The organism is Paractinoplanes brasiliensis, assembly GCF_004362215.1.
GTDB lineage: Bacteria > Actinomycetota > Actinomycetes > Mycobacteriales > Micromonosporaceae > Actinoplanes > Actinoplanes brasiliensis.
The window spans coordinates 7,135,279-7,160,402 of the sequence record NZ_SNWR01000001.1; the positions used below are offsets into that span (position 1 = coordinate 7,135,279).

General features: G+C 71.5%; 22 protein-coding genes. 12 read left to right on the top strand and 10 right to left on the bottom strand.

All coding sequences use genetic code 11. The features are described from left to right. Positions 1-171: 171 nt before the first annotated feature. On the top strand, positions 172-780 hold the full coding sequence (locus C8E87_RS31855; protein WP_133876500.1) for an FKBP-type peptidyl-prolyl cis-trans isomerase: 609 nt from the start codon (positions 172-174) through the stop codon (positions 778-780). On the opposite strand, the gene yaaA is transcribed toward C8E87_RS31855, so the two are convergent. Further along, positions 781-1,575 (bottom strand): peroxide stress protein YaaA, encoded by a 795-nt coding sequence (gene yaaA / locus C8E87_RS31860; RefSeq protein WP_133876501.1) that lies wholly within the window; start codon positions 1,573-1,575, stop codon positions 781-783. A gap of 100 nt (positions 1,576-1,675) precedes the next feature. Here yaaA and pgm point away from each other — a divergent pair, with 100 nt between their 5' ends. Both pgm and C8E87_RS31870 read left to right on the top strand, forming a co-directional pair. Beyond that, entirely contained in the window at positions 1,676-3,319 is a 1,644-nt protein-coding gene (pgm, locus tag C8E87_RS31865; RefSeq protein WP_133876502.1) for a phosphoglucomutase (alpha-D-glucose-1,6-bisphosphate-dependent), read from the top strand. A 73-nt stretch (positions 3,320-3,392) separates the two neighbouring features. Then, a complete protein-coding gene (locus C8E87_RS31870) occupies positions 3,393-5,696 on the top strand; it encodes a putative bifunctional diguanylate cyclase/phosphodiesterase (RefSeq protein WP_133876503.1) in 2,304 nt (767 codons plus the stop codon). On the opposite strand, the gene gnd is transcribed toward C8E87_RS31870, so the two are convergent. Next, positions 5,693-7,132 (bottom strand): NADP-dependent phosphogluconate dehydrogenase, encoded by a 1,440-nt coding sequence (gene gnd, locus C8E87_RS31875; protein WP_133876504.1) that lies wholly within the window; start codon positions 7,130-7,132, stop codon positions 5,693-5,695. The genes C8E87_RS31870 and gnd overlap by 4 nt on opposite strands. A 175-nt stretch (positions 7,133-7,307) precedes the next feature. On the opposite strand from gnd, the gene C8E87_RS31880 reads away from it, so the two are divergent. The 3 genes from C8E87_RS31880 to C8E87_RS31895 all read left to right on the top strand — a co-directional run bounded on the left by C8E87_RS31880 (position 7,308) and on the right by C8E87_RS31895 (position 11,588). Further along, positions 7,308-7,622 carry a type II toxin-antitoxin system PemK/MazF family toxin gene (locus C8E87_RS31880; protein WP_133876505.1) on the top strand — a complete coding sequence of 105 codons (315 nt, stop codon included), beginning with the start codon at positions 7,308-7,310 and terminating at the stop codon, positions 7,620-7,622. A gap of 187 nt (positions 7,623-7,809) precedes the next feature. Further along, complete coding sequence (locus tag C8E87_RS31890) at positions 7,810-9,681, top strand: SpoIIE family protein phosphatase (protein ID WP_239080520.1); 1,872 nt, start codon at positions 7,810-7,812, stop codon at positions 9,679-9,681. 29 nt (positions 9,682-9,710) lie between these two features. After that, positions 9,711-11,588, top strand: a complete 1,878-nt coding sequence (locus C8E87_RS31895; protein ID WP_166661299.1) for a substrate-binding and GGDEF domain-containing protein — start codon at positions 9,711-9,713, stop codon at positions 11,586-11,588. On the opposite strand, the gene C8E87_RS31900 is transcribed toward C8E87_RS31895, so the two are convergent. Beyond that, complete coding sequence (locus C8E87_RS31900) at positions 11,542-12,438, bottom strand: ricin-type beta-trefoil lectin domain protein (RefSeq protein ID WP_133876507.1); 897 nt, start codon at positions 12,436-12,438, stop codon at positions 11,542-11,544. The two genes, C8E87_RS31895 and C8E87_RS31900, sit on opposite strands and share 47 nt — an antisense overlap. 140 nt (positions 12,439-12,578) lie before the next feature. Between C8E87_RS31900 and C8E87_RS31905 the strand changes: the two genes are divergently transcribed. From C8E87_RS31905 to C8E87_RS31920, 4 genes are all read left to right on the top strand, one after another. Next, positions 12,579-13,748, top strand: coding sequence for an acyltransferase family protein (locus tag C8E87_RS31905; RefSeq protein WP_133876508.1), 1,170 nt, complete (start codon positions 12,579-12,581; stop codon positions 13,746-13,748). After that, positions 13,729-15,036 (top strand): erythromycin esterase family protein, encoded by a 1,308-nt coding sequence (locus C8E87_RS31910; protein WP_133876509.1) that lies wholly within the window; start codon positions 13,729-13,731, stop codon positions 15,034-15,036. The genes C8E87_RS31905 and C8E87_RS31910 overlap by 20 nt, the downstream gene beginning before the upstream one ends. A gap of 77 nt (positions 15,037-15,113) precedes the next feature. After that, positions 15,114-15,443: an ArsR/SmtB family transcription factor gene (locus C8E87_RS31915; RefSeq protein ID WP_133876510.1), complete on the top strand. Its 330-nt coding sequence runs from the start codon at positions 15,114-15,116 to the stop codon at positions 15,441-15,443. Further along, on the top strand, positions 15,440-15,895 hold the full coding sequence (locus C8E87_RS31920; RefSeq protein ID WP_203720866.1) for an SRPBCC family protein: 456 nt from the start codon (positions 15,440-15,442) through the stop codon (positions 15,893-15,895). The genes C8E87_RS31915 and C8E87_RS31920 overlap by 4 nt, the downstream gene beginning before the upstream one ends. A 160-nt stretch (positions 15,896-16,055) precedes the next feature. Here C8E87_RS31920 and C8E87_RS31925 read toward each other — a convergent pair whose 3' ends face one another. From C8E87_RS31925 to C8E87_RS31955, 7 genes are all read right to left on the bottom strand, one after another. Then, on the bottom strand, positions 16,056-16,838 hold the full coding sequence (locus C8E87_RS31925; RefSeq protein WP_133876511.1) for a class I SAM-dependent methyltransferase: 783 nt from the start codon (positions 16,836-16,838) through the stop codon (positions 16,056-16,058). Continuing rightward, the gene (locus tag C8E87_RS31930; RefSeq protein WP_133876512.1) at positions 16,835-17,137 is read right to left on the bottom strand and encodes a hypothetical protein; all 303 of its coding nucleotides are present in this window, start codon (positions 17,135-17,137) and stop codon (positions 16,835-16,837) included. Before C8E87_RS31930 ends, C8E87_RS31925 begins: the two co-directional genes overlap by 4 nt. 34 nt (positions 17,138-17,171) lie before the next feature. Continuing rightward, positions 17,172-18,356, bottom strand: a complete 1,185-nt coding sequence (locus C8E87_RS31935) for a helix-hairpin-helix domain-containing protein (protein WP_133876513.1) — start codon at positions 18,354-18,356, stop codon at positions 17,172-17,174. 219 nt (positions 18,357-18,575) lie between these two features. Next, positions 18,576-19,364, bottom strand: coding sequence for an ABC transporter ATP-binding protein (locus C8E87_RS31940; protein WP_307870767.1), 789 nt, complete (start codon positions 19,362-19,364; stop codon positions 18,576-18,578). Next, positions 19,361-20,116 carry an ABC transporter permease gene (locus C8E87_RS31945; RefSeq protein ID WP_239080519.1) on the bottom strand — a complete coding sequence of 252 codons (756 nt, stop codon included), beginning with the start codon at positions 20,114-20,116 and terminating at the stop codon, positions 19,361-19,363. The genes C8E87_RS31940 and C8E87_RS31945 overlap by 4 nt, the downstream gene beginning before the upstream one ends. 73 nt (positions 20,117-20,189) lie before the next feature. Continuing rightward, entirely contained in the window at positions 20,190-20,945 is a 756-nt protein-coding gene (locus C8E87_RS31950; protein WP_133876515.1) for an ABC transporter permease, read from the bottom strand. Continuing rightward, positions 20,942-21,904: an ABC transporter substrate-binding protein gene (locus tag C8E87_RS31955; RefSeq protein WP_133876516.1), complete on the bottom strand. Its 963-nt coding sequence runs from the start codon at positions 21,902-21,904 to the stop codon at positions 20,942-20,944. Before C8E87_RS31955 ends, C8E87_RS31950 begins: the two co-directional genes overlap by 4 nt. Before the next feature lie 362 nt (positions 21,905-22,266). Here C8E87_RS31955 and C8E87_RS31960 point away from each other — a divergent pair, with 362 nt between their 5' ends. Both C8E87_RS31960 and C8E87_RS31965 read left to right on the top strand, forming a co-directional pair. Beyond that, positions 22,267-23,649, top strand: a complete 1,383-nt coding sequence (locus C8E87_RS31960) for a glycoside hydrolase family 10 protein (protein ID WP_133876517.1) — start codon at positions 22,267-22,269, stop codon at positions 23,647-23,649. Between the two features lie 57 nt (positions 23,650-23,706). After that, positions 23,707-25,041, top strand: a complete 1,335-nt coding sequence (locus C8E87_RS31965; RefSeq protein ID WP_133876518.1) for an extracellular catalytic domain type 1 short-chain-length polyhydroxyalkanoate depolymerase — start codon at positions 23,707-23,709, stop codon at positions 25,039-25,041. The last annotated feature ends 83 nt before the right edge of the window (positions 25,042-25,124 follow it).

The window sequence follows — 25,124 nt, forward strand, 5'->3', positions numbered from 1 at the left end:
TAAACAATGGCACTTCGATGCGTGACGGAGTAGAGCGAAATCAGTGATCATCCGTACGGGCGATCATTCGCCTCGGCGGTTCGGCCGAGGTTTGCGGTGGGCTTCGTCACCGGGACGGGTACCGTGTCCGAAGTTTCCGGCCGACGCCGATAACAGGAGAGTCGACGACATATGAGCACCGAGACCGCCCGGCCCATCACCGGCGACAGGGCCAAGCGCCGTACCCAGGCCGTCGCCGGCGCCGTCGCCGGGGTGGCGGTGGTCGCCGTTCTGGTGACCGTCTTCGTCACCGTCCGCGGCGGCTCCGACGAGCCCGCGGGCCGGCCTGCCGCCGCGCCCCCGCCCGCCACGGTGGAGGCGACGCCCGAGGCCCCGCCGTCGGCCGAGACCCCCGCCGAGCCGCCCGCGCCGGCGCCGGTCAGCACCCCGCCCGAGCTGTCGAAGGAGCCTGTCGTCAAGGCGGGCAAGGGCAAGCTGACCGAGCTCAAGGTCACCCCGCTGGTGGCCGGTCGCGGCCCCGCGGTCAAGGCGGGCCAGACCGTGACCGCCAACTACGTGCTCATCGGCTACGCCACCGGGCAGGTCATCGATTCGTCGTGGCAGCGTGGCGAGCCGTTCAGCACTCCGATCGGCGCGGGCCGGGTCATCGAGGGCTGGGACAAGAGCATCCCCGGCCAGAAGGTCGGCAGCCGCGTCCAGATCGACGTGCCCGCGGCCATGGCCTACGGCGAGGAGCAGGGCGACCTGCGCTTCGTCGTCGACATCCTGGCCGCGCAGTAACTACAGGCCGGTCACCACGACGTCCAGCTGACGGGGGCGGCCCGCCGCGACGGGCCGCTCCTCGACGGTGTACTTGAGGTCGCGCAACGCCGTGACGATCTCGTCCACCGAGCCGGGCGTGACGGCGGCCTCGGCCAGCGAGCGTACGAGACGGCCCTTGGTCGCCTTGTTGAAGTGACTCACCACCGAGCGTTCCGCCACCCCGTCGACCACCCGTTCGTGCAGCACGCGAACGGTGGCCGAGCCGGCGGGCGGCGTCCACATCGCGCTGTAGGCCCCCGAGCGCAGGTCGAGCACCGGCCCGTCCGAGGCCACCCGGTCCAGGGCCTTCGGCAAGACCTTCTTCCAGTACGCGGTGAGCCCGCCCAGCCCCGGCAAGGTGACCCCGACCGACAGCCGGTACGCCGGGATCCGGTCGTCCAGACGCACCACGCCCCACAGCCCCGAGAACACCACCGCGCGCGAGTCCAGCCATGCGCGCGCCGCCGGAGCCAGCGAGCCGGCGTCCAGGGCCTCGTAGAGCACCCCGCTGTACACCGAGACGGCGGGCGCGGCGGGCGCCGTGAGCAGCGACGCGTTACGGGTGACCTCGCCCGTCTGGCCGGGGGAGAGACCGAGCACGGCCAGCGAGCCGGCCATCGCGCGGGCGCTCGTCCGTTTGCTCAAAGCCACCAGCCGCGACAGCACGCGTTTGCGGGCCGTGGCCAGCGCGGGCAGCCACAACGCGGCCGGGTCGACCGGATCACCGGAGGTGGCGGGCGTCTTGCCCTCGGACGGCGGCAGGAGGATCAGCACCCCGCGAGATTAGTCGGCCGCCGGTCTTCCTTCCCGGAGGGCGGCGGAAAGCCGGTTTCTATACGCTCCTAGGCAGATCCACGCTCTAGGGAGGCCACCCATGTCCGTCAACCCCCGCGCCGGGAAGCCCGCCGAGCCGCGCGACCTGATCGACGTGCCCCGGGTGATCTCGCGCTACTACACCGAGCACCCCGATCCCGAGGTGGTCGGCGAGCGGGTCGCCTTCGGCACGTCCGGTCACCGCGGCTCCAGCCTGCGCAGCGCGTTCAACGAGGACCACATCGCCGCGACCAGCCAGGCGATCGTGGAGTACCGCCGCGACCAGGGCACCGACGGCCCGCTCTACCTGGGCCGCGACACGCACGCGCTGAGCGAGCCGGCCATGGTCACGGCGCTCGAGGTGTTCGCCGCCAACGACGTCACGGTGCTGATCGACAGCCGCGACGGCTACACCCCGACCCCGGCCGTGTCGCACGCCATCCTCACGCGCAACCGCGGTCGCACGAGCGGGCTGGCCGACGGCGTGGTGGTCACCCCGTCGCACAACCCGCCCGACGACGGCGGCTTCAAGTACAACCCGCCCAACGGCGGCCCGGCCGACACCGACGCCACCCGCTGGATCCAGGACAGGGCCAACGAGCTGATCGCGGGCGGCCTGCGGGACGTTCGCCGGATCCCCGCGGCGCGCGCCCGCCAGGCCGGGTCCGTGTCGGGTTACGACTTCCTCGACGCGTACGTGGGCGACCTGCCCGCCGTGATCGACATCGACGCGATCCGGGCGGCCGGGCTGCGCGTGGGCGCCGACCCGCTGGGCGGCGCCAGTGTCGCCTACTGGGGCGCGATCGCCGAGCGGCACGGGCTCGACCTGACCGTGGTGAACCCGAACGTCGACCCGACCTTCGGGTTCATGACGCTCGACTGGGACGGCAAGATCCGCATGGACTGCTCGTCGCCGTACGCGATGGCCTCGCTGATCGAGCAGAAGGACCGGTTCCAGCTGGCCACGGGCAACGACGCCGACGCCGACCGGCACGGCGTCGTCACCCCCGACGCGGGCCTCATGAACCCCAACCACTACCTGGCCGTGGCGATCAACTACCTGTTCGCGAACCGCACAGGGTGGCCGTCGGCGGCCGCCATCGGCAAGACGCTCGTCTCCTCCTCGATGATCGACCGGGTCGCGGCCGAACTGGGCCGCCGCCTCGACGAGGTGCCGGTGGGGTTCAAGTGGTTCGTGCCCGGCCTGCTCGACGGCTCGATCGGCTTCGGCGGCGAGGAGAGCGCCGGCGGCTCGTTCCTGCGGCGCGACGGCAGCCCGTGGAGCACCGACAAGGACGGCATCCTGCTCGACCTGCTCGCCTCCGAGATCCTGGCCGTCACCGGGCGGACCCCCAGCGAGCACTACCGCGACCTCACGGCGAAGTTCGGCGAGCCCGCGTACGCCCGGATCGACGCCCCCGCCACCCGCGAGGAGAAGGCGATCCTGGGCCGTCTGTCGCCCGAGCAGGTCACCGCCAAGGAACTCGCCGGCGAGCCGATCACCGCCGTGCTCACCACCGCCCCCGGCAACGGCGCGGCGATCGGCGGGCTCAAGGTGGTGACCGAGTCGGGCTGGTTCGCCGCCCGCCCCTCCGGCACCGAGGACGTCTACAAGATCTACGCCGAGTCCTTCCACGGCCCGGACCAGCTCGCCCGCATCCAGGAGGAGGCACGCGCCGTGGTGGGGGCCGCGCTGAAAGGCTGATCTTTCTCAGTTTCGGCGTCCGGCGGCCGACAGGAGGGCGGTAGGGAACACCGACTCTGGCCATAGGACGCGCATGACTGGACCCGTGGTACCCGCCGCCCGGCGTGCGGGGACCGGGCTCGCCCCCCTGCTGATCGCGGTGGCCGCCACCGCGGCGGTCGCCGTGTGGCTGGTGGTGCGTGATCCACAGGACGTCGTGATCGGCTACGCCGGCGCCCCGATCGCCATGATCGCCGCCGCGTGGTCGGTGCAGCGACTCGGCGCGATGGTGATGCTCCCCAGGGTGGTGCGCGCGTTCTGGCGCCAGCTGGGGCACGCCGCCGGCATCCTGCTCATCGGCAACGCCGCCGCCCTGGCCATGGCCAACAACGACGCCGGCATGAACCCGTACGTGGCCGTGCCCACGCTGCTCGGCATGTTCTGGGCGATGTCGGCCTTCCTGCGCCTGCCGATGGGCGACCGGACGTCGCTGGGCTGGCTGCGGGTGCTGCTCGACCTCGCCACCGTGGCCGTCGCCGGCGCGATGATCTTCCACTACGTCGTGCTGAACTCGGCCCCGCCCGGCACCGAGCTGACCACCCGGGCCACGGCCGCCGTCGTCGGTGTGGCCGGGCTGCTCTGCCTGGTGATCATCGGCAAGGCCGCGGTCCGGCCGGACGCCCCGATCGACGCGGTCTCGCTGCGCATTCTCACCATTCCGCCCATGGTCGCCGTCGCGGTGGCCGTGCTGCTGATCGGCAGCCACGACACCGCCCGGCTGATGATCTCGGTCGGGGGCGGCCCGCTGGTCGCTCTCTCGTTGAGCGCGGCCGCCTACCGGCAACGGCTGACGCTGCGCCGCCCGGCGACCGAGGCGCCCGTCCGCAGACGCCGCTCGGTCAACGAATTCCTGCCGTTCGCCGCCGTCCTCGGCACTGCCGTGATGGTGGTCGTCGTCGCGGCCCGCGAGGTCCAGGGCCGTGAACGTGTCCTGATCGTCGGCGCGGTGCTGGTCACCACGCTGGTGGTGGCCCGGCAGCTGCTGGGGATGCGCGAGAACCGGCGGATGCTGGCCGGCCTGCGCGACCAGCAGGCCGAACTGCGGCGGCTGGCCATGACCGACACGCTGACCGAACTGGCCAACCGCACCCGCTTCGTCGCCGTGCTGACCGAACGGCTCGCCGCGCACGAACCCGCCAGCGTGCTGCTCATCGACATCGACGACTTCAAGATGGTCAACGACACGATGGGCCCGGCCCTCGGCGACCAGCTGCTCTACCAGGTGGCCCAGCGGCTACGGGCCAACAGCGGGGCCCGCGAGCTGCCGGCCCGCCTCGGCGGAGACGAGTTCGCCGTGCTGCTCGACGTCGAAGAGGTCGACTCGGCCGAGGAGGCCGCGGCCCGGATCCTGCAGGCCCTGGCCGAGCCGTTCCGGGTCGGTGAGCACCACCTGCTGGCACACGCCAGCCTCGGTGTCGCCATCGCCGGTCCCGGTGACTCGGCCGACGAGGTGCTGCGCAACGCCGACATCGCCATGTACGCGGCCAAGGAGGGCGGCAAGGCGGCCTGGGCCCGGTTCGAGCCGCGGATGCGCCAGGACGTCGTCAACCACGCCCGCCTCGGCAGCGAGCTGCACAACGCGATCATCCGGCACGAGCTCTTCCTGCTCTACCAGCCGGTCTTCGACATCGTCACCGGCCGCCTGCACGGCGCCGAGGCCCTCGTACGCTGGACGCACCCGACCCGCGGCTTCGTCTCGCCCGGCGACTTCATCCCGGTCGCCGAACGCTCCGGCCTGATCGTCCCGCTCGGCTCGTGGGTGCTGCGCGAGGCCTGTGAGCAACTCGCCCGCTGGCGCCACGAACACGGCGACGGGGCGATCAAGGCGATCAACGTGAACGTGGCGGTCCGGCAGCTGCGCGAGCCGGGCTTCGTCGACGAGGTCGCGGCCGTGCTCAGCGAGACCGGGCTGCTGCCGCAGAACCTGGTGCTGGAAGTGACCGAGTCGTCGGTCGCGGACGGCCGGCAGGTGCGCGAGACGCTGCACGCGCTGCACGAGATGGGCGTACGGCTGGCCCTGGACGACTTCGGCACCGGCTCGTCGTCGCTGAGCCTGCTGCGTGCCTTCCCGGTGGACGTCCTGAAGCTGGACAAGTCATTCGTCGACGGCATCGCCGACGGCGAAGACCGAGGCCGCCTGGCCGTGGCCGCGGCAGTGGCCCAGCTGGCCGAGTACTTGCAGCTCAGCGCCGTTGCCGAGGGCATCGAGAGCGAGGCCCAGCTCGAGCGCTTGCGCGAAATGGGCTACCGCCTGGGCCAGGGCTTCTTCATGTCGAAGCCCCTGCCGGCCGACCAGGCCGGCGCGCTGATGGGCGCGCCGGCGCCGGTCGTGGCCTAGGCCTCGATCTCTGGGCGGCCGTCGGTCGCCCAGAGGGTGTGGAACGAACCGTCCTTGTCCGTGCGGCGGTAGGTGTGGGCGCCGAAGAAGTCGCGCTGGCCCTGGATCAGGGCGGCCGGCAGGCGCTTGGCGCGCAGGCCGTCGTAGTAGGCCAGGGCCGAGGCGAAGCCGGGGGCGGGGATGCCCTGCTGAGCGGCCGTCGCCACGACTCGGCGCCAGGCGTCCTGGGCGCCGGAAACGGCGTCGAGGAAGTACTGGTCGACGAGCAGGGTGGCCAGGTCGGGCTGCTTGTCGTACGCCTGCTTGATGAAGTCGAGGAACTTGGCCCGGATGATGCAGCCGTCCCGCCAGATCTTCGCCATCGCGCCCGGGTCGATCGACCAGTCGTACTCCTTGCTGGCCGCCTGGATCTGCTGGAAGCCCTGCGCGTAGGCCACGATCTTGGAGGCGAACAGCGCCTGCTCGACGTCGGCCTGCAGGTCGCCGCCGTGCGCGCCGGCCGCCGCGGACGGGCCGGGCAGCGCCGCGTCGGCCGCGGCCTTGCGTACGTCGGCCCCGCCGGAGAGCGCCCGCGCGAACACCGACTCGGCGATGCCGCTGACCGGCACCCCCAGGTCGAGGGCGGCCTGCACCGTCCAGCGGCCGGTGCCCTTCTGCTCGGCCTCGTCGACCACGATGTCGACGAACGGCTTGCCCGTCTCGGCGTCGACCTGCTTGAGCACCTCGGCCGTGATCTCGATCAGGTACGAACCGAGCCGGCCGGAGTTCCAGCCCTTGAACACCTCGGCGATCTCGGCCGGCGAGTGCCCGCCGACCTGACGCAGCAGGTCGTAAGCCTCGGCGATGAGCTGCATGTCGGCGTACTCGATGCCGTTGTGCACCATCTTGACGAAGTGCCCGGCGCCGTCGGGACCCACGTGCACGCAGCACGGCTCCCCGTCGACCTTGGCCGAGATGTCCTCGAGCAGCGGGCCCAGCGCCTGGTACGACTCGACCGAGCCGCCCGGCATGATGCTCGGGCCGTGCAGCGCGCCTTCCTCACCACCCGAGACGCCCGTGCCCACGAAGTGCAGGCCACGCTCGCGCAGCGCCGCCTCGCGCCGGCGCGTGTCGAGGTAGTGCGCGTTGCCCGCGTCGATGAGCATGTCGCCCTCCTCGAGCAGGGGCGCGAACTCGTCGATCACGGCGTCGGTGGGCGCGCCGGCCTTCACCATGATGATCACGCGACGCGGCCGCTCGAGGCTGGCCACGAACTCCTCGGCGGTCTCGGCCGGGATGAACTTGCCCTCGCTGCCGAACTCCTCGACCAGCTCCTTGGTGCGGCCGTAGGAGCGGTTGTGCACGGCCACGGTGTGCCCGTGCCGGGCGAAGTTGCGCGCCAGGTTCCGTCCCATCACCGCGAGGCCGGTGACCCCGATCTGTGCCTTCTCCGACATCATTGACACCCTTCCCTAGCTGCAAGCCACGCCGCCTATTCTTACGGCTCCGTCATGATCAAGGTTCACCCCCGTGCCACGGTGTCAACACAGTGGGATTTTGCGCCGGTGTGCCACGCGGTGCCCTAAGATCGCGCGGCGGTAGGGTGGGGCGCATGCCGAGCGGGACGTGTCCATGAGGCGCGGCGAGATCTGGACCATCGGCAACCGCACCGACCTGCGCTACCGAGTTCTCGTGCTGTCCGCCGACGCGTACAACGAGCGCGGCAACGCCTCTCCCTACTGCGCGCCGATCGTGCGCCAGCGTGGTGTGACCGAGCTCCCTCCGTACGCGGTGGCTCTGACCGAACAGGACCCGATCACCGGGGTGGTGGTGGTCAACCGGATGCGCCGTCTGCCCGCATCGGTCGGTGCGGAACGTATCGGCATGGTCACCGGGGCGAGCATGGCCCGCCTGACCGAGGCTATGCGGTCACTCTTCGAACTGTGAGCCTTTCCTTTCTCTTAAGCCCGATGTCCGTTCTGCCCCCGGCGCACTCCATCGGGTCACACCCGGTCGGGTGACCGGTGGGACGTCACGCCGCGGGTAGCGAACGGTCGAGATGATCGGCCGATGACGACCCCTGTCCCGCTGACGTATTCAGGTAACGGCACCGGAGCTTCGGGGAGGACATGGCGTGACACAGGCGTACGCGGCGGCGGTGGAGAGCCTGCGCCCCAGCGCGCCGGCGGGCGCCGCCGAGGCCGGTCGCCTGACCGTCGAGCGCGCGGTCGGGCTGCTGGCCGGCCGGGCCCGCTGCCGCCTGGCCGACGCCCACCGCCACCTGCTGCGCATGGCCGCCGAGGAGGCGCGCCCGCCTGCCGAGGTGGCTGCCGGGGTCATCCGGATGCTCGATGTCGCCGACCCGGACACCGGCGTCGTTCTCGGCCTCGACACCAGCCACGTCCCGGATCCGCCCATGGTTCCCGTCCGCCGGTTCGCGCCGTGGGTCAGCCTGGTGCAGCGGGTGCTCGACGTCGCACCCGGCATGGCCTCCTACCTGCGGGCCGAGCGCGGTCCCGACGGCCGGCTGACCGACCTGATCTGGGCCGCCGCCAGCCCCGAGGCGGTCGCACCGGACGGCTTGCGGGGGCATCGGCTGATCGGGTTGCGCATGAGCGAGCACTTCCCCGAGGTCCTGGCCAGTGACCGCTGGGCCACCTACGAGCGTGTCCTCGACACCGGTGTGCCCGCCCATCTCGGCCCGTTCCCGCAGCGTGACGGCCTCTACTCGGTCCGCGCCCACCGGCTCGGCGAGGGTCTGGTGCTCAACTGGACCCGCCACGACCAGGATCCGGGCGGCATCGCCGAACGTCTGGCCGGCACCGAGCGCCTCGGCAACCTCGGGTGGGGCGAGTGGGACCTGATCAGCGGCGAGATCTACTGGTCCGACCAGCTCTATCGCATCTTCGAGCGTGACCCCGGGCAGGGCCCACCCGACCCGGAGGCGCCCGACGAGGCGGGGCTGGAGGAGGACGAGCCGCTGCGGGCCGCGGCCAAGGCGCAGCTCGACCGGGGTGACCGGGTGGACGTGATCACACGGGTGCGGATCAACGGGCGGATCAAGCACCTGCGTACGGTGGCCGACGCCAGCCGTGACGCCGACGGCCGGGTACGGCGGATCTACGGCATCGTCCAGGACGTCACCGAGCAGGAGACCGGGGCCAGGCGGCTGGCCGAGGTCGAGCGTCAGCTCGTCGAGCAGCGCCGCAGCCTGGCCGCCGAGCACGAGCTGGCCGGCCGCCTGCAGCGCATCATCCTGCCCCTCCCGGAGGGCCCGATCGTGCTTCCCGGGCTCAAGGTCGCCCTGCGTTACCTGCCGGCCGGCCAGGAAAACCTGGTCGGCGGGGACTGGTATCACGCCGCCGAGCTGCGTGACGGCTCGGTGCTGCTGGCCGTGGGCGACGTGGCCGGGCACGGCACCCAGGCCGCCACCGCGATGGCCCAGCTGCGGCACGCGCTGCGCGCCCTGGCCGTCACCACCAGCGACCCCGGCGAACTGCTGGGCCACCTCAACAGGCTGACCTGCGACCTCGAACGCGAGTCGCCCGAGATGGCGGCCACCGCCGCGGTCGCCCGGTTCGACCCGGCCCGCAACGAGATCGTCTGGGCACAGGCCGGGCACCCGCCGCCGCTGTTCAACCGTGGCGGCCGCACCGCGCCCCTGGAAAGGCCGGCCGGCCCGATGCTGGGTGTCGTCGACGACGCGACCTACCAGACCGCCCGGATCGACTTCCGGGTCGGTGACCTGCTGCTGCTCTACACCGACGGCCTGGTCGAGCACCGCCGCCGCGGCCCCGACGACGGGCTGGCCTCGGTGATCGCGACCGTCGACGAGGCCGTACGCGCCTCGCCCGACCAGCCGCTGGCTCCGGTGCTGGCCCGGCTGCGGCGCACCAACCCCGACGACGACACCTGCATCCTGGCCGCCCGCCGCGTGACGGGGGAGACCCAGGATCTGCGAAGATTCCTCACCAGCACGGGCAAAATGTCGCATCCACGCCGCTGAGCGGGTGTTTTCGGGAGATCATGTCGCCCGTGGGTCGTCGCACGTACGGTGTCCTGTCGCCCTTCGTCGGGGGCGACTACTACGGGACCATGATCTCGGGGGCGAACGAGGCTGCCGTGTCCCGGGGCGACCGTCTGCTCGCGCTGCAGACCCTCGACCCGGGCTCGTACAACGCCGACCGCAGCGGGCTGCCGGACTACCGGCGGCCGGTCGCCTGGGATCACCTGTCCGGGGTCATGGTGCTGGCGGGGGCCATCCACGAGTCGTACGCGCAAGCGGTTCTGATCGCCGGCCTCCCCGTGGTGACGGTGGGGCACGAGTTGCGTGACTGCTCCGCGACCCTGGCCGACAACAGCGCGGGCGTGCGGGAGGCGGTCGAGCACCTGATCGAACACGGTCACCAGCGGGTCGCGTTCGCCGGGCAGATGGCCCACTTCGACGTGCGGGAGCGGCGGGCGGGGTACGAGAGCGCGCTGACCGGGCACGGCCTGATCCCGTCCGGTGACCTGGCCATCGACGTCACCGACAACCACGAGAGCGGCGGCGAGCTGGCCGCCGACCTGCTGCTCGCGGCCGGGATGCCCGCCACGGCGGTGGTCTGCGGCACCGACCGCAACGCGATGGGCCTGATCCGCCGCCTGGGCGAGCACGGTGTACGGGTTCCCCGCGACCTCGCCGTGGTCGGCTTCGACGACCTGGCCGGCGCCATGTACATGCGGCCCAGCCTGTCCACCGTGCGCCAGTCCGCCGGTGAGATCGGCGCGGCCGCCGTCGAGCTGCTGGCCGAGCTGGCCGGGAATCGCCCGTCGTCGCGGGTCGTGCGGCGGGTGCCGACCACCTTCGTGCGGCGTGACTCGTGCGGCTGCCCGCCGAGCGGGCTGCCGGTCACCGAGGACCTGACCCGCTATCTGTTCGGGCAGGTCTGCAGCCTGCAGGAGATGCTCAACATTCAGCACGAGCTCGGCATCGACCTGCTCGGCGCACACGACCGCGACCCGCGCGAGCTGGGCTGGCTCAAGCGCACCACGGCGTTCGCGGGCTGCCTCGGCCTGTGGTCGGACAGCGCCGTGCCGACCCTCGACGCCGAGCTGCGCATCGAGGGGGAGTACCCGGCCGGTTACGAGCTGGCCGGCGCCACCATGCCGGCCAGCCGGTTCCCGCCGGCCGAGCTGTTCGAGCTGGCCGACGGCGCGGCCGGCGACGCGGTCTTCGTGGTGCCGGTGCGCAGCGCGACCCGCGACTGGGGGATGCTGGCGGCGGTCGGCCACATCCAGGAGAGCTCGCCGCCCGGCAGCGAGATGATGAACCAGTCCGGCGCCCTGCTGGCCGCCGCCCTCGACCGCGGCGCGATGGTGGCCGCGCTGCGCGAGCAGGAGGAACAGCTGCGCGACGCGGCCCTGCACGACGCGCTGACCGGCCTGCCCAACCGGGTGCTGCTGGCCGACCGGATGCGGCAGGCCGGGCTGCGCGCTGCCCGCCAGCCCGGGCACCGTTTCGCCGTGCTGCTGCTCGACCTCAACGGCTTCAAGGCCGTCAACGACTCGCTCGGGCACGCGGCCGGGGACGTGCTGCTCATCGAGGTGGCGCAGCGGCTGACCGGGCTGCTGCGCGACTCGGACACGGTGGCCCGGCTCGGCGGAGACGAGTTCGTGGTGCTGCTCGACGGGCTGCCCGCCGACGGGGCCGAACGGCTGGTCAAGGACACCATCGCCGCCCGGCTGACCGAGCCGTACACCATCGACGGCGGCCGGGTCACCGTCGGCGTGAGCATCGGCGTGGCCCTGAGCGGCGAGAACGCCGACGATTCGGACCGCCTGCTGCGCGAGGCGGACGCCGCCATGTACCGGGCGAAGCTCGCCTCTAGGGCAGCTTCCAGCTCTGACTCGACTCACCCGAGCACGCGCTGACCGTCGTGGTCGCGCCGGCCCGGCCCGGGTCGGTAAGGCAGCCACCGCTAGCCGAGTTGATCAGCGTGCCGTCGCCCCCGGCCCGCCACTGGCTCGAGGCGCCGTCGCCGCACCCCGTGACCCGTACGGTGCCGTCGCCGGTCGACTGCGCGCACTTGCCGGCGACCTGCAGCGTGCCGTCGGTGGCCAGCGTGAACGACTGGTACGCCACCGACATGCAGCCGCTCACCTGCACCGGGCTGCCGTCGGAGCCGAACAGGCTGCCCAGTGCCAGGCAGCGGCCGCTGGCGGCGGTGATCGCGCCGGTGCGGTCCGAGGCGGGCGGGGCCAGGCTCGGTTCGGTGGCCGGCGCGCTGGACGGGGGCGCGCTGGACGGCGTCAGCGTCTGGAGCGACGAGCTGGGCGACGCCGAGGCGCTCGCGGAGGCGCTGGCCGAGGGGCTGGCCGACGCGCTGGCGGAGGCGGTCGCGCCCGGTCCGACGCTCTGCACCTGCTGCTCGAGCGGCGCTTGGCCCCCGATGGCGGGCAGCGCCGTGCCGGGGCGGGGCATCTCGGGATCGGCGGCCGGGCCGAAGATCAGGTAGCCGACCACGCCGAGGGCCAGGGCGGCGCCGCCGGTGAAGATGCCGAGCCGGGCCAGCGGGTGCAGGGTCAGCCGGCTCTTCCGGGGCTCGGCCGGCGGCTCCTCCTCGACGGCCGGCTGAACGAGGGTGTCGGCGTCCATCGGCAGGTCCGCGGTCTCCGGCCACTTCTCGGGCTTCTCGTCCGGCGCCCGCTCCGCCTCGGCCACGGCCTTCACGTACGGCCGCACCAGCACGGGATCCTCGTCCCGCACGTCGTTCTCCGCCATCACTTCTCCCCGGTGCCCAGGTCCACGGTGGACCGGTAGGAGAACATACGCCACATCAGCCCGTATCGATCATCCCATTCCGGACTTTAACCGTACGTATTGGTCTGACCATCTTCCCGTGAGTGGCGTAGGGTCGCCGGATGCCATCGACCCCCCGGATGGCGTGGCTCGACGGGTTGCGGGCCGTCGCCGTGCTGCTCGTGCTCTACGCCCACCTCAGCCGCTACGTGCTGACCGACGTCCGTGCCGTCTCCAGCGAATGGCTGCATGCCGGGCAGGCCGGGGTCATGTTGTTCTTCCTGGTCAGCGGCTACATCATCCCGGCCTCGCTGGAACGGCACGGCAATCTGCGCCGGTTCTGGATCGGTCGTGCCGGACGGCTCCTCCCGCTCTACGCCGCGGTGACGGTCGCGGTGGTCGCGCTCGGGCTCTACCGCCCGTCCGATCCGGCGACCGCCGCGGTGGCGCACGCGACGATGCTCCCGTTCCTGCTGGGCGAGCCGCAGGCCACCCCGGTGTTCTGGACGCTCGCCTTCGAAATGGTGTTCTACCTGCTCGTCACGGCCCTTTTCGCCGTACGTCTGCACCGCGCCGACGCCGTCACGGCGGCGCTCCTGGCGGTGGCCGGGGTGCTGAGCGCGCCGCTCGCCCTCCAGGCCCTGCCGGCCCCGTACGCGGTCCTCGTGCTCATCGCCGGGCTGGCCGCGGTGCTGAGCGGGCGCCGCCGCGTCGTGATCGCCGGGGCCGTGGTGCTCGGCGTCCTGGCCCTGGCGCTGACCGTCACGGGCGCGGCGCCCTCGCACGCCTGGGACGGCCTGCTCATCCTGGCCGTCATGTTCACCGGCACCACGATCTATCGCGCCGACGCCGGGCAGACCGGTTGGTGGCCGGTCGCCGTCGTCGCGCCCGTGGTGGCGGCCGCGCTGGTGCTCAACTGGTTCGCCGAACTCGTCTCACTGGACGCGTTGACGCCGCGCTACATGGCCCGATCGCTGATCACCCTGCTGGTGTTCGCGGGCGCGTTCGCCGTCGGCATGCTGACCCGCCGATGGCGTACCCCGGCCTGGCTGGCCACGATCGGGGTGATCAGCTACTCCGTATACCTCACCCACTACGTCCTGTTGCTGGTGATGCGGCCGCTCCTCGGCCACGACGCGGTCGCGGTGGCGTACGTGGCGGTGGTTCTCATCGTGTCGAAGGTGACGCATCGTTACCTCGAACTGCCCGGGCAGAGGTGGGCCCGCGCGATGTCGGACGTATGGGACCAGGGCCCCCGGGTATCCCGGACCCATGCGCCGGTACGGGGATGAGGTGGCGGCGATCGCCCGCCCGCTGCTCGACGAGGGCGACCTGGACGTCCTGCTCGACCGGGTGGGCGACGCGCGGGTCGTGATGATCGGCGAGGCCAGCCACGGCACGCACGAGTACTACGCGTGGCGGGCTGCGCTGACCCGTCGCCTGATCGCGGAGCGTAACTTCTCGTTCCTCGCCGTCGAGGGGGACTGGCCCGATTGCCGACGTGTCGACGCCGCGGTCCGCGGAGCGCCGGCATCCCCGCTGGAGTCCCTGCTCGGCTACGAACGCTGGCCCACCTGGATGTGGGCCAACGAGGAGGTGCTCGACTTCACGGACTGGCTCCGCTCCCACAATGCCACCCGCCCGGACCGTTCCGCGTTCCCCACCTCCTCCGGCTCCGCCTCCCGTGACGACAAATACGACAAAGTCGGGTTTCATGGGCTGGACGTCTACTCCATGTGGGAGTCGCTGCGCCAAGTCGTCCTGTGGCTGCGGGAGAACGATCCGGAGGCCGCCGGGCATGCCGTCAACGCGTACCAGTGCCTCGCCTCGTACTCGGAGAACCCCCAGTCCTACGCGTGGGCGACCAAGTACTTGCGGGCGAGCTGCCAGGACGAGGTCGTACGGATGCTCATCGAGCTGCGCGGGCGGGACCTGGACGTCTGGCAGAACGCTGAGGTGGTGGCGGGCGCCGAGCACTACTACCGCGCGCTCGTGGCGGGCGGCGCGAGCTCGTGGAACGTACGGGATCGGCACATGGACTCGACGCTGGCCCGGTTGCTCGATCACTACGGCGAGGGCTCGAAGGCCGTGGTCTGGGCGCACAACACGCACATCGGCGACGCGAACGCGACCGACCAGGCCGCCCAGGGCGAGGTGACCCTCGGATCGCTGGCCCGCGAGCGCTTCGGCGCCGGCCAAGTGGTGCTGGTCGGGATGGGCGGCCACCGCGGCTCGGTGATCGCCGGCCGCACGTGGGGCGCTGCCATGACCGAGCTGCCCGTGCCGCCGGGGCGCCCCGGCTCGCTCGAGGACATCCTGCACGCGACCGCGCCGCCCCAGGCGCTGTTCGTCTTCCCTCGGCTTGCCGGGCGACCCGACCTGCTGGTCGACGAGGTGCCGCACCGGGCGATCGGTGTCGTCTACCGTCCCGAGCAGGAGCGCCTGGGCAACTACGTGCCGTCGGTGCTGGGCGACCGCTACGACGCGTTCCTGTGGTTCGACGAGACGCGTGCCCTGCGGCCGTTGCACCCGCTGCACGTCGACATCCACGAGTTCGAGACGTATCCGACCGGCGTCTGACGTCCTCGTCCGGCCTCTTGACACCGCGGGCTGCGAGCGTATTCTCAACCTATCAGTTTATAAACCAGGTGGTTGTCATGCCGGATCCCATCGACGGCGTCTTCGCCGCACTCGCCGACCCGACCCGACGCGCGATCCTCGATCGTCTCGCGACCGGTGACGCGACAGCGGGCGAGCTCGCCGCCAACTTCCCCATCAGCGCCCAGGCCGTCTCCAAACACCTCAACGTGCTCGAGGCGGCGGGCCTGATCGTCCGCACCCGCGAGGCCCAGCGCCGGTGGTGCCGCATCGTGCCCGCGCAGGTGCGTGCGGTGTCCCAGTGGGCCGAGCAGTACAGGCGGCTCTGGGAGGAGCGGTACGACGCGCTCGACGACTACCTGGACCGGCTCCAGCAGGAGGAATCGTGACCCTCAACGTCCAGACCCTCAGCGACACCACACTCGTCATGAGCCGCACGTTCAACGCGCCGCGCGAGCTCGTCTTCGCCTGCCACACCCAGCCCGAACACCTCCGCCACTGGTGGGGCCGGGGCAACCCGCTCGACGTCGAGATGGACTTCCGGGTCGGCGGCAAGTGGCGCTTCGTCGAGCACGCCGACGGCACGGAACACGCCTTCCGCGGCGAGTACCGGGCCATCGACGCGCCCCGGGGCTTCACCTGCACGTTCGAGTACGAGCCGATGGCCGGTCACATCCTCACCGAGCAGTACGTGTTCACCGAGGAGGACGGCAGGACCACGGTCACCACGACCTCCACGTTCGCCAGCAAGGAAGACCTCGACGGCATGGTCGGGTCCGGCATGGAGGTGGGCGCCGAACAGTCGTACGCGGCCCTCGACGACTACCTGGCCAAGCTCTGAACGCCCGCCGGGTTCAGCCCGCCCGGGTCAGGGCCACCACCGGAATCGCCCGGGTGGCCCTGACCCGGCAGCGGCCCACCCGGAATCGCCGGCCGCGAATCACCAGCGGCGCGGGTTCGCCTTTCCCGGACAGGCTCAGTGGCGCCGAGGCGGGCCACGGTCAGGACGCCGTCACGTGAGCGATCGTCAGCGTGATACGCGTGGTCAAGGTCAACGGCCATTCCAGCGACGCCTCCACGGCCGCGGTCGCTTCGGGAAGGCGGGACGGCGGCACCGCGTCGACGGTCACGGCGCCCATGTGGGAGCCGATCCACCGGACGAACGTGGCCGCGTCGGGATAGGTGCTGTCCACGGATACCTCGGTGGTCTCCGCCGTGGCGAAGCCGGCCGCGGTCACGGCCTCGATCAGGCCGGCGGGGGAGCCGAACATGGGGTGCAGCTTCGGACGTTCGGGCGGGGCCGGGGCGTACGTGCCCAGCAGGCGCAACGTCTCCGGGTAGAGCGGGTCGTGGGCGGCGAACGAGCTGAACGCCAGACGGCCGCCGGGGCGCAGGAGGCGGTGGTACTCGGTCAGGGCGGCGGGCGGGTCGGGCAGGAAGAACAGAACCAGTGCCGCCGTGATCAGATCGAACGACGCGGGCGGGAAGTCCGGCTTCTGAGCGTCTCCGGATTGGACGGTGACCTGGGTGAGGCCGGCGGTGGCGGCTGCTGTCCGTTCGACCATGCCGGGGGCGAAGTCGATGCCGGTCACGTGGCCTTCGGGCCCCACTGACCCGGCCGCGGCGAGCAGGGCGGCGCCTCGGCCGCAACCCGCGTCCAGCACGCTTTCGCCCGGCTGCGGGGCGGCTGCGGAGACCAGGGCGGTGGCCAGCGGGGTGAAGAAGTCGACGCCGACGTTGTCGTAGCGCCCGGCGACCTTGTCGAAGACCTCGGCGACACTCATCCGCACAGCATGTCAGCGGGCCGGACCTCGGGGTAGGGAGGTGCAAGCCGCGTCGCACCGGTCACGGCCGCCGCCAGGAAAGTCGCGGCGTGGTCGACCGTGATCGTCAGGCCGCGGCGGCCGTCGAGCGTCCCCCGGGGCGAGGCCCAGCACGCCCGGGCGGCGATCCGGTAGGCGGCGTGGTCGGTGAGGGAGAGATGCACGGCGCCGGTCAGAACGTAGGCAGCCGAAGACGGCGGGCGGGAATCGCGCCGTGCGGACACGGCGATGCCCGGCAGAACACGAGGTCTGCCGGGCATCGGATGTGATCGTCGAGCCCGTGGGCCCGAGCGGTCAGTTGTCGGCGGCGAGCTGCTTGGCGCGCTCCGGCCAGGTCGCCAGGCTCGGCGCGGAACGCATGCCGGCCGCGGCGACGGCCGCGCGCAGGGCGGGGACGTCGGTGTCGGCGAGCTTCGCGTACGTGGTGATGCCGCCGGCGGCCAGTGCCATGGCCATCTTCGGGCCGATGCCGGGGATCTTGGTGAGGTCGTCCGGCTCGGCCACGGACACGGCGACCGGCGCGGGCGTGGCGTCGACCTGCTCCGGCTCGGCGGCGCCGGGAACCGGGACCGCAGTGTCCGGAGTGGAGGCTGCCGCGTCGACAGCGACGGGTGCGGGCACGGCGGCGACCTCGTCGGCCGCGTCCGCACCCGGAACGGCGGCGACCGGCTTCGGCTTGGCCGTACGGGTGCGGGCCGCGCGCGGCTTGGGAGCCGGCTTGGCGGCCACGGGCGTGGGCTCGGCCACGGGCGACGACACGACTGTCGGCTCGGCGGCCACCGCGACGGGCTCGGGCTCGGCCGGGCGCGCCGAGGCGGGCGTGCGCTGGATCTGCTCGGTCACGGTCTCGCCGAGCGGGTCGTCGACGTGCGCCGTGGCCCGCTCGGTGGCCGGCTTGGCCCCGGCGACCGGCTCGGCGTCACCGGCGGCGGGCTCGGCATCAGTGGCGACCGGCTCGATGCCGGCGGCGGGCTCGGCGTCAGCGGCGGCCGGTTCGGCAACGACGGCGACGGGCTCGGCCTCGGCAACGACGGCGGGCTCGTCGGCGACGGGCTCGGCTGCGGCGGCAACCGGCTCGGTCTCGAGGGCGGCAACCGGCTCGGTCTTGGCGACGGCGACCGGCTCGGTCTCGGTCTCGGTGGCGGCGGGCCCGGCGACGGCGACGGGCGCGGGTGCTTCGGCGGGCTCGTCAGCGACCGGCGCAGGCCAGCCGGCCGGCTGGGCGGCGGGCTCGTCGACGACGGGCTCGGCGACGGCGACCGGCGCGGGCGACTCGTCGGCACTGTCCGCGGACTTCGCGCCGGCCTTCGGCTCGTCCTCGGTGGTCGGGGTCTCGACTGCGGTGACCGGCGTGTTGGTGGTGGAGGCGCCCGGGGTGGTCGCGTCCGTGGCGGCTGCGCCGGACCGCAGTCCGCGCACAAACCACCCGGCGACAAATCCGACGACGACCCCGGCAACAAGGGAGAGGAACGATGCCATATGAAGGGCTCCGAACGATGAGAGCTGCGGATGTAGCGCGCAGCTTTGCACATCCCCCCGTTTGCGCACCATGTGGGTGGTGCTAAGGAACAAAATCCGGTTACCGGTGGTCATGCCACGGTCACCCCGGAGGTCGATCCGCGGAGGACTGAAGTGCCGGAGGCGCCCGGCCCTCACTCGCAAAACGACCGAATGCCCAAAAAGGAACCGGGGTGAGGGCTATGCGGGGGTGGGGTCGCCGCGCTTGGCTTTCTGGATCTGTTCGTAGACGTGGGTGCGCAGCTCGGTGAAGCGGGCATCCGCCCGGGTGTGCAGTTGATCACGGTCGGCGGGCAGGTCGACGGTGATCGCGTCCTGCACGACAGTGGGCGACGACGACAGCATCACGACTCGTTGTCCCAGGTAGACCGCCTCGTCGATGTCGTGGGTGATGAACAGGACCGTCACCCCGAGCCGCTGCCACAGCGCCCGCACCAGATCTTCCAGGTCGGCCCGGGTCTGCGCGTCGACCGCCGCGAACGGTTCGTCCATCAGCAGCGTCGACGGCTCGTACGCCACGGCCCGCGCGATCGCGACCCGCTGCTGCATGCCGCCGGAGAGCTGCCACGGAAACGCCGACTCCGTGCCGGCCAGCCCCACGGCGTCCAGCGCCTCCGAGACGAGGACAGATCGCCGCGTACGGGGAAGCTTCTTCTGTTTCAACGGCAGCTCGACGTTGTCGCGCACACTCATCCACGGGAACAGGCTCCGCCCGTACTCCTGAAAAACCATCGCCAGCCCCGGCGGGGGACCGCTGACCGGGTTCCCGTCGAGGCGGATCGTGCCACCGCTCGGCTCGAGCAGCCCGGCGATGCAGCGCAGCAGCGTGGTCTTGCCGCAGCCGGACGGCCCGACCAGGCACACCAGCTCGCCGCGTTCCACGCTGAACGTCAGGTCGCGCAGCGCCTCCACCGAGCGCCGGCCCGACTTGTAGACCTTGCGCAGTCCGGACACCTCGAGCATCGTCATCGACCTCTCGCCGCGGCGCGCAGACCGTGGTACCAGCGGAGGGCCCGCGTCTCGGCGAGCCGGAAGAGCAGCGACAACCCGAATCCGAGCAGTCCGAGCAGGATGATCCCGCTCCACATCTCGGGGATCGCGAAGCCGCGCTGGAACTGGACGATGGTGAAGCCGAGCCCGTTGCCGGCGGCGAACATCTCGCTGATCACCATGAGGATGATCGCGAGCGACAGCGCCTGCCGCAGTCCCGCCGCGATCTGGGGCGACGCCGAGGGCAGGATGACCTGGCGGATCCGGGAGACACCCGTGACGCCGTACGCGCGGGCGGTGTCGAGCTGCACGCTGTCGACCGCCCGTACGCCTTCGACCGTGTTCAGCAGCACGGGCCAGACGCAACCGGACACGATCACGATGATCTTCATGCCGTCCCCGATCCCGGCGAACAGCATGATCACCGGCACCAGCACGGGCGGCGGGACGGCCCGGAAGAACTCGAGCACCGGTTCGGCGGTGGCCCGCAGGCCGGGGCTGAGGCCGATGGCCAGGCCGAGCGCCACCCCGATCACCGCCGCCAGCGTGTAGCCGGCCGCGAGCCGGAGCAGGCTGGGCAGCACGTCGGCTTCGAGGCGGTCGAGCGTCCACGTCCTCGCGAAGGCGCGGAGGATGTCCCGCAGCGGCGGCGCGTAGAAGTTCTCGCTGCCCGCGCTGAACACGTACCAGGCCGCGAACAGAACGACCGGCAGACCAAGGACGTACGCCACCCGTTTCAAACTGAGTCTCCGTGGGCATGCCCTCCTGGCCCTGCGATCGCTCCGCTCACTCCGGTGCAGTCGGTCATGCCGGGACCTCACGCCGTACGGACTGGTGCCAGGCCAGCGAGCGGCGTTCGAACGTCCGGGCGGCCAGGTTGATCGCGACCCCGATCAGGCCGGTCACCGCGATCAGGGCGTACATGTCGGGCACCGCGCCCGAGGTCTGCGCGACGGCGATCATCTTGCCGAGCCCGGGCGCGCCGATGACGAGCTCCGCGGTCACGGCCAGCACCAGAGCCACCGACGCCGCCAGGCGGACGCCCGTGAAGACGTACGGCAATGCGGTTGGCCAGAGGACGTGCCGGACGCGAGCCCAGGCGCCGAACCGGAAACTGCGCGCGGTCTCCTCGGCGATCGGGTCGACGTCGGCCACCCCGTACAGCACCTGCACCAGCACCTGCCAGAACGCCGCGTACACGACGAGCAGCAGGGTCGACCCGAGTTCGGTGCCGTAGAGCAGCACCGCGAGGGGGATCAGCGCCACCGAGGGGATCGGCCGCAGGAACTCGATCGTCGAGGCGGTCGCCGCCCGCAGCGCCGGAACAGCGCCGATGACGACGCCCGCGACCACCCCGGCCACCACCGCGAGGGTCAGGCCGATCGCCCAGCCGGTCAGGGTGTCGCCGACCGCCCGCCAGAACTCGGCCGTGACCACCTCGTCGCCCAGCGCGGCCGCTATCCGGCTGGTGGGCGGCAGGTAAGCGTCGTCGACCAGTCCGAGCCGTGGCAACGCCTCGACGAGCAGGAGGAGACCGGCCAGGCCGGCGAGCCCCTTCACGGAAGAATTTTGCTCACGTCGGGAGTGGCGCCGTCGAAGATGCCGTCCTGTTCGCCCAGCTTGGCCAGCGTCTCGACCGACGCCTGGTTGATCTCGGTAGGCCACTTCGGAAGGATCAGCTCGCCGCGGGTCTTCTCGTCGATCTTCGTGTAGCTGCCGAGGACCGCGCGCACCTCGTCGGGGTGGGAGCCGGCGTACGTCAAAGACTCGTTGATCGCCTCGGTGAACCGCTTGACCAGGTCGGCGTCCTCACCGGCGAGCTTGGCCGAGGTGAAGTACGCGGCCACCGTCAGGCCGGGCGCGGCGTCGACGAAGTTGGACGCCACCAGCCGCCCGCCGGCCGCCTTGACCTGCGACAGTTGCGGCTCCACAACCCAGGACGCGTCGACCTGCCCGTCCTGCAGCGCGGCCGGCATGTTCGGGAACGGCATCTCGACGAAGGCGACGCTCTTCGGGTCGCCGCCGGCCTTGCGCACGGATTCCCGTACGGTCGTGTCGCCGATGTTCTTGAGGGTGTTGACCGAGATCTTCTTGCCGGCCAGGTCGGCGGCCGTCTTGATCGGGCTGTCCGCCTTCACCATCACGGCGCCGAAGTCCTTGCCCTGCTCGCCGGTCGACGCGACGCCGGCCGCCACCGTCTTGATCGGCACGTTCTTGGTCTGCGCGATCAGCAGCGATGTCATGTTGCTGAAGCCGAACTGGAACTGGCCGCTCACGACGCCGGGCACGATGGCTGCGCCGCCCTGCCCGGCCTCCATGGTCAGCTCGATGTTGCGGCTGGTGAAGAACCCCTTCTCCTTGCCGAGATAGATGGGCGCCACGTCGAGGATCGGGATGACGCCGACCTTCACCTGGTCGGCGCCGGACTCGGTCCCGCCGGACGATTCGCCCGAGGAGCCGCAGGCCGTGGCCGTGAGAAGCAGCCCGGCCAGTGCCAATCCGCTCAAGGCGCGTCGCATGCGTTGCCTCCGGCATTCCGAACGAGAAGTCCTCGTAGGAACGTAGGTCGCGCGCCGTTTCCAGTCAACGATCTTCGTCGATGCCCGTACGGCGGCACGTGCTCGCGATCGATGTCCACGTTCCCCTGCACGGGAAAAGGGTTACCGAAACTTTCGGAACCGGTAATGTCCCTTTAATGGCCAATAGTGACGACTGGGAGCGCGCCCATCGTCAATGGTAAACAACATTGGTCGTTGTGGTTTCCGGAACTTGTCGTTAACGTTTCGATCGATCCGGGTCACTTTCTGCTGCAGCGGTCCGCAGGGCGCTTCCACCGGCGCCCTCGGTTCGTGCCGTCCCCTCAGCTCGAAAGGCACCTGCCATGAGACATATCCCCAAGAGCCGGCATGTCCTCGCCGGTTCACTCGGCCTGCTGGTCGCGGCCGGCGCCTTGACCGTGGCCTCCACCGCGAACGCCGCCACCACGCTGGGCGCGTCCGCGGCCGCCTCCGGCCGGTACTTCGGCACCGCCGTCGCGGCGTACAAGCTGAGCGACTCGACGTACTCGGGCATCCTGAACCGGGAGTTCAACTCGATCACGCCCGAGAACGAGATGAAGTGGGACGCGACCGAGCCGCAGCAGAATCAGTTCAGCTTCGGCTCGGCCGACCAGATCGTGGCGCGGGCCCGGTCCATCGGGGCCAAGGTACGCGGCCACGCGCTCGCCTGGCACCAGCAGCAGCCGGGCTGGACCTCGAGCCTGAGCGGCACCGCGCTGCGCAACGCGATGCTCAACCACGTCACCCAGGTCGCCACCCACTACAAGGGCCAGATCGACTCGTGGGACGTGGTCAACGAGGCGTTCGAGGACGGCGGGTCCGGCGCCCGCCGCGACTCCAACCTGCAGCGCACCGGCAACGACTGGATCGAGGCCGCGTTCCGCGCCGCCCGCGCCGCCGACCCGGCCGCCAAGCTCTGCTACAACGACTACAACACCGACGGGCAGAACGCGAAGAGCAATGCGGTCTACGCGATGGTGCAGGACTTCAAGGCCCGCGGCGTGCCGATCGACTGCGTCGGCTTCCAGTCGCACTTCAACGCGCAGTCCCCGCTGCCCTCGGACTACCAGGCCAACCTGCAGCGCTTCGCCAACCTGGGCGTCGACGTGCAGATCACCGAGCTCGACATCGAAGGGTCCGGAACGGCGCAGGCCAACTCCTACGCGGCGGCCGTGCGCGCCTGCCTTGCGGTGACCCGCTGCAACGGCATCACCGTGTGGGGCATCCGCGACAGCGACTCGTGGCGGGCCAGCGGCACCCCGCTCCTGTTCGACAACAGCGGCAACAAGAAGGCCGCGTACAACTCGGTCCTCGACGTGCTCAACAGCGTGACCACGCCGACGTCGCCGCCCACCTCGCCCCCGACCTCGCCCCCGACCTCCCCGCCCACCTCGCCCCCGACCTCCCCGCCGACGTCGCCACCCGCCGGCTCGGGCTGCACCTCGACGATCACCCTCAACCAGTGGAACGGCGGCTTCGTCGCCACCGTGCGGGTGACCGCGGGCGCCAACCGTCTCAACGGCTGGACCGTGAACGTCACCCTTCCCGCCGGCGCGGCCGTCACCAACGCCTGGAACGCGCAGGTCAGCGGCACGAGCTTCAGCAACGTGTCGTACAACGGCTCGGTCAACGCCGGCGCCACCACCGAGTTCGGCTTCCAGGGCACGGGCACCGGCCCGTCCGTCTCCACCTGCACGGGACGCTGATCGACTTGGCCGCGGGCGCTTTCCACCGGGCGCCCGCGGCCTTCCGAGGGGATCACCATGAGAACTCTCCGGCGTGCCGTGGTCGCCGTGCTGGCGGCCGCCGGCCTCGCGCTTGCCGCACCCGCCCTCCCGGCCCGGGCCGCGTCCCTGCAAGAGGTGACCGGTTTCGGCAACAACCCCACCAACCTCCGCATGCACCTGTACGTCCCGGATCGCCTCGCCGCCAACCCGGGTCTGCTCGTGGCCGTGCACTACTGCACCGGCACAGGCCCGGCGTTCTATTCCGGCACGGAGTTCGCGTCGCTCGCCGACCAGTACGGGTTCATCGTCATCTACCCGTCGGCCACGCGGTCGGGCCAGTGTTTCGACGTCTCCACTCCGGGTGCCCTGCGGCACGACGGCAACAGTGACCCGGCCGGCATCGTGTCGATGGTCCGGTACGTGCAGCAGCGCTACGGCACCGACGTCAACCGCACGTTCGTCTCCGGGGCGTCCTCGGGCGCGATGATGACCAACGTCCTGCTCGGTGACTATCCCGACGTGTTCGCGGCCGGGTCGGCGTTCGCGGGCGTGCCGTTCGGCTGCTTCGCCACCACCGACGGCTCGATGTGGAACAGCGCCTGCGCCAACGGCCAGGTCTCCAGGACCCCGCAGGCGTGGGGTGACCTCGTACGGGCGGCCTACCCCGGCTACACCGGCCGGCGTCCCCGCATGCAGGTCATGCACGGCACGAACGACACCACGCTGCGGTATCCGAACTTCGGTGAGGAGATCAAGCAGTGGACGAACGTGCTGGGGGTCTCGCAGACGCCGGTGCTCACCGACACCCCGCAGAGCGGCTGGACCCGTACGCGGTACGGCTCCTCCGCCGTGCAGGCGCCGGTCGAGGGGATCAGCGTCGCCAACACCGGCCACAACCTGCCGCTGGCGGGCATGGCGCGGCTGGCGATCTCCTTCTTCGGCCTGGACGGGACCACGACCCCGCCGCCGACGACCCCACCGCCCACCACCCCGCCGCCGACGACTCCACCGCCCACCACGCCTCCGCCGACGACGCCTCCGCCCACCGGAGACGCGGCGTGCCGGGTGACGACGACGGTCAACGCGTGGAACACCGGCCTGACCGCGCAGGTGAAGATCGCGAACACCGGCAGCACCGCGATCAACGGCTGGAGCCTGGGCTTCGCCCTGCCGTCCGGGCAGAGCATCACCTCGGGCTGGAACGCCACCTACTCGCCCACGTCGGGCCAGGTCACGGCGCGCAACATGAGCTACAACGGCACGATAGCGGCCGGCTCCTCGGTCGAGATCGGCTTCCAGGCCAACCACACCGGGAACAACGCGGCTCCGAGTGGCTTCACGCTCAACGGCGCGGCGTGTTCCACGACCTGACCGCCGGCCCGGTGTCGGGCTGATCCGGCCGCCGCTCAGGTCAGAAGGCGCCGCCGTTGGGACCGTCCCCGCGGCGGCGCCTT

Bases quoted from the DNA above. Each gene is read 5' to 3' on its own strand.
- C8E87_RS31855 (WP_133876500.1), top strand. From the start codon at position 172: ATGAGCACCGAGACCGCCCGGCCCATCACCGGCGACAGGGCCAAGCGC.
- pgm (WP_133876502.1), top strand. From the start codon at position 1,676: ATGTCCGTCAACCCCCGCGCCGGGAAGCCCGCCGAGCCGCGCGACCTG.
- C8E87_RS31870 (WP_133876503.1), top strand. From the start codon at position 3,393: ATGACTGGACCCGTGGTACCCGCCGCCCGGCGTGCGGGGACCGGGCTC.
- gnd (WP_133876504.1), bottom strand. From the start codon at position 7,132: ATGTCGGAGAAGGCACAGATCGGGGTCACCGGCCTCGCGGTGATGGGA.
- C8E87_RS31880 (WP_133876505.1), top strand. From the start codon at position 7,308: ATGAGGCGCGGCGAGATCTGGACCATCGGCAACCGCACCGACCTGCGC.
- C8E87_RS31900 (WP_133876507.1), bottom strand. From the start codon at position 12,438: ATGGCGGAGAACGACGTGCGGGACGAGGATCCCGTGCTGGTGCGGCCG.
- C8E87_RS31905 (WP_133876508.1), top strand. From the start codon at position 12,579: ATGCCATCGACCCCCCGGATGGCGTGGCTCGACGGGTTGCGGGCCGTC.
- C8E87_RS31910 (WP_133876509.1), top strand. From the start codon at position 13,729: ATGCGCCGGTACGGGGATGAGGTGGCGGCGATCGCCCGCCCGCTGCTC.
- C8E87_RS31915 (WP_133876510.1), top strand. From the start codon at position 15,114: ATGCCGGATCCCATCGACGGCGTCTTCGCCGCACTCGCCGACCCGACC.
- C8E87_RS31925 (WP_133876511.1), bottom strand. From the start codon at position 16,838: ATGAGTGTCGCCGAGGTCTTCGACAAGGTCGCCGGGCGCTACGACAAC.
- C8E87_RS31930 (WP_133876512.1), bottom strand. From the start codon at position 17,137: ATGCCCGGCAGACCTCGTGTTCTGCCGGGCATCGCCGTGTCCGCACGG.
- C8E87_RS31935 (WP_133876513.1), bottom strand. From the start codon at position 18,356: ATGGCATCGTTCCTCTCCCTTGTTGCCGGGGTCGTCGTCGGATTTGTC.
- C8E87_RS31940 (WP_307870767.1), bottom strand. From the start codon at position 19,364: ATGACGATGCTCGAGGTGTCCGGACTGCGCAAGGTCTACAAGTCGGGC.
- C8E87_RS31955 (WP_133876516.1), bottom strand. From the start codon at position 21,904: ATGCGACGCGCCTTGAGCGGATTGGCACTGGCCGGGCTGCTTCTCACG.
- C8E87_RS31960 (WP_133876517.1), top strand. From the start codon at position 22,267: ATGAGACATATCCCCAAGAGCCGGCATGTCCTCGCCGGTTCACTCGGC.
- C8E87_RS31965 (WP_133876518.1), top strand. From the start codon at position 23,707: ATGAGAACTCTCCGGCGTGCCGTGGTCGCCGTGCTGGCGGCCGCCGGC.